The 3,512-nt window shown below is 67.1% G+C and carries 2 protein-coding genes, 1 tRNA gene and 1 pseudogene; 2 read left to right on the top strand and 2 right to left on the bottom strand.

The window, feature by feature from the left end:
* The first annotated feature begins 232 nt into the window (after nt 1–232).
* Nucleotides 233–1,234 (top strand): DDE-type integrase/transposase/recombinase, encoded by a 1,002-nt coding sequence (locus GSE44_RS24885; protein ID WP_201306246.1) that lies wholly within the window; start codon nt 233–235, stop codon nt 1,232–1,234.
* A gap of 340 nt (nt 1,235–1,574) precedes the next feature.
* On the opposite strand, the gene GSE44_RS24890 is transcribed toward GSE44_RS24885, so the two are convergent.
* Nucleotides 1,575–2,921, bottom strand: coding sequence for an IS5 family transposase (locus tag GSE44_RS24890; RefSeq protein ID WP_159351513.1), 1,347 nt, complete (start codon nt 2,919–2,921; stop codon nt 1,575–1,577).
* A gap of 115 nt (nt 2,922–3,036) precedes the next feature.
* On the opposite strand from GSE44_RS24890, the pseudogene GSE44_RS24895 reads away from it, so the two are divergent.
* A pseudogene (locus tag GSE44_RS24895) lies at nt 3,037–3,153 on the top strand (IS630 family transposase); the annotation flags it as partial.
* Between the two features lie 262 nt (nt 3,154–3,415).
* Here GSE44_RS24895 and GSE44_RS24900 read toward each other — a convergent pair.
* Nucleotides 3,416–3,492: transfer RNA gene (locus GSE44_RS24900), tRNA-Met, on the bottom strand.
* Between the last annotated feature and the right edge of the window lie 20 nt (nt 3,493–3,512).

Raw genomic sequence — 3,512 nt, forward strand, 5'->3', positions numbered from 1 at the left:
GCGCATCAGAGCTGGATCAACCGTCGCTCGTCATCCGCCTCCTCACCCGAACGCCTCTACATCGAGGACAACGCCTGCACGGCGAACGGTGACGCGCGCCTACCCCTTGAAGGGACGGACATCAGAGCGTCAGGTCGCGGGACATTGTTGGGATCCGGTGAGCCTGGCCATTGTAGACTATGCGGGTCGCTTCGAGCGCCTGAAGGGCGCCGTGCCGGGAGGAAGGTGAGCCATGCTCCAGATCCACCCCAATGCCCGCACCACCCCCGCCGTGCGGGCTGAGATCGCCCGCTCCTCCGAGCCCTCGGGTGTCCTCGCCCGCCGCTTCGGGGTGAGCAGCGAGACCATCCGCAAGTGGCGCAAGCGAGGACCTGCGGACTGCCTGGATCATTCTACCCGGCCGCACAAGCTGCCCTGGAAGGCGAGTGAGGAGGAGCGCGCGGTGGTCTGCGCCCTGCGGGAGAGCACCCACTTCGCCCTCGACGACCTCACCTTCGTGGTGACCCACTTCTTGCCCCACCTGAACCGCGACAGCGTCTGGCGGATCCTCCGCGCCGAGGGGCTGAGCCGCCGTCCACCGCCCGTCTCCGGCAAGCCGGTGCGCGGCAAGGGTACCTTCCGGGACTATGACCTCGGCTTCGTTCACATCGACATGGAGCACCTGCCCAAGCTGCAGACCGCCAACGGCGAGCGCCGCAAGCGCTACCTCTATGTCGCCATCGACCGCCGGTCCCGCTCCGTGCACCTGGCCGTCAAGGACGACGAGACCGAGCGCAGCGCCATCGCCTTCTTGCGCGAGGCAGCCAAGGCCTTCCCCTTCCGCCTCACCCATGTGCTGACCGACAATGGCAGCTGCTTCACACCAGCCTTCGCCCGCGTCTGCGCCGAACTCGGCGCGGAGTACCGCCACACCCGGCCCTACTCGCCGCAAACAAACGGCATGGTGGAGAGGTTCAACGGACGGATCGGTAGCGAGGTGCTCGGCATCACCATCCCCTCCCATGCCCAGCTCGAGCAGCTGCTCCGGGGCTTCAACGCCGCCTACAACGCCCGGCGCCAGCGCGTTCTCGACGGCAGGACGCCCGATCAGGTCGTCAAGGAACGCCTTCGGGCACGACGAAAGCTCGCCCGCCCGCAACCCGAAACGCCTGAAGGTCGCGCCGGGCCAGACGACATCGCCCGCGCATGCCTCATCGCTGAGGATGCCAAGGAGGTTTCACAACCGGACAGATGATGGCGACGGCGAGATTGATGGTGGCGCGGAAGCTGGTGTCGGTCTTGTCATGGCGGAATCCGGGGCGCTTCGTCTTCCTTGATAGAACTGGCGCAGCCATGAACATGATCCGCGGGTATGGCTGGGGACGGCGGGGGGAGCGCCTGGTCAATGCCGCGCCGCACGGCCACTGGCGCACCACCACTCTGCGGGCCTGCGCAGCTCCGGCCACGTTACACCCCTCGTGCTCGACGGGCCCATGACGGGTGAGGCCTTCCCCGCCTCTGTTGGGCAGTTCCTCGCGCCGGCCCTGAAGAAGGGCAACGTGGTGTTCCTTGATAGTCGGCCCTGAATAACCCCGTCAGGCTGCGCGGGCTGTAACTGGGTGACGTCCTGCCTGAGCGGTCGTCTGGATAAGACTGGCAAGGAGAGCGGCCAGAAGGGTCCTGAGGTGGGCGAGGATCTTGCGGATGTTGTGGCCGCAGCCGCAGAGCACGGCGTAGAGGGCGTCGCCGATTGTGCCCTTGAGGGCGCACCGAGCAAGGCGGCCATCGGTCTTCATGTGGCCGATCTCGGGCTCGATGGCGCTGCGTCGCCGGAGGAGCCTGGCCAGTCTCGGCGTCAGGCCACGGCGCGTGCCGCTGACGAGGACCCGCGTGCCCTGCACCCGATGGCCGCGGTAGCCGCGATCGACCACGGCGAGGCTGGGGCAGGATCCGGTGAGGGTCTCGACCTGCTGGAGGGCGTCCGCGAGGGTGTGCCCGTCATAGAGATTGCCGGGCATGGAGCGCATGCCGGCGACGAAGCCCCCGGCGAGCGTGGTGGCGATGCTCACCAAGGTGCCGAACTCGTAGCGCACCCGGGCCTTGCCCTTGGAGATGCAGTCGACCTCGGGCTCGTGCAAGGCGTAGAGCTTGCCGGGGCTTTTCGGCGTCTGCCGTAGCAGGCGGGTGACGAGGGTCATGCGTTCTTCGATCCGCGTCCTGAGCCCTCCTTCGGGGACGGCGCCGATCCTGCGGCCGATGTCGCGCAGGATACGTCCCGTGTAGCCCTTGAGCGTGCGTAGCGCCTTGCGCATGCGCCGGAACTGCCGGGCATGGGCGTGCCGCCCCGCTTGCGCCGCCAGACGCGGAGCCTTGCGGTTGTAGTTCTGCCGCAACCGAATGCCCGCCCTCTCGGCCAGCGTTACCAGCGAGCGGCGCGCCTTCTCGTAGAGGCGGCTGTCGGTCGGATGCGCGATGGCCTTCTCCATCACGGTCGTGTCCACCGCGATCTCGGCCAGGCTACGTTCCGACACGGCACCCGCGGCACGGGCCGCCTCGATGGTCTTGGTCAGCAGCCACTCCACGCCCTCCTCGCCGATGCGGCCGCGCCAGCGGCTGAGCGAAGAGGGATGGATGGGAGCGCGGTGCCGGAAGAAGGTCTCGCCGGTGGAGTGCTGGAAGTACGGGTTCTCCACCCAGCGGGCGAGGACGGCCTCATCGGAGAGCCCGTAAGCGTCTTGCAGATACATCAGCCCGGCGACCAGGCGGGGGTGAATGGCCGGCCGCCCCTCACCAGCGGGGAAGAAGCCGGCCCATTCCCGCTCGAACCAGGACCAGTCGATCAGGGCGGCAAGCCGGACCAGCTCGTGCCGCCCATCGATCATGTCGACCAGGCGCGGGCGTAGCAGGTCGTCCTGCTCAGCCGGGCGGGAACGGTGCTTCATGCCCACCAGAATCGCAGGATTTGCCGCCCTGTCCAACCAAACCCTGCAATTCCAGCACCCCAAATCCGGAGCTTTCCTGCCCAAGATCAAAGCGTTGCTGGTTGTTCAGAGCCGACTTGATAACCTTCCCGCCCACAAGGTCGCCAGTGTGCGCGAGGCGATCAGGGCCACCGGCGCAAGCCTGCTCTACCCGCCGGATCTGAACCCTCTTGAGCAGCTCCTCGCCAAGCTGCCGGTCAGCGCGGTCAAGCCGCGAATGCTTGGGCTGGAGGACCGCAAGAGTAGTCCGGCGGCTGAACTCCAGGGCATCGAAACCCCTGCCCTGCGGCCGAGCTGCGCGAGTAGGACCACAGCTTGGCCGAGGCAATTCGCCTGATCCTACAGTATGCAAGTTGCAGGTCGAGGTCCGCGGCAAGTTGGATGCCGTCCTCCGCCTGGCGGAGGGGGCCCAAACAACAAGAAAACCCCGCATCCTTCCGGATCGGGGTGATGTTTGGATGCGGGGACAGGATTTGAACCTGTGACCTTCAGGTTATGAGCCTGACGAGCTACCGGGCTGCTCCACCCCGCGTGGGTGTTATGGGTCCGTCG

Source organism: Muricoccus harenae, from assembly GCF_009848505.1.
GTDB lineage: Bacteria > Pseudomonadota > Alphaproteobacteria > Acetobacterales > Acetobacteraceae > Roseomonas > Roseomonas harenae.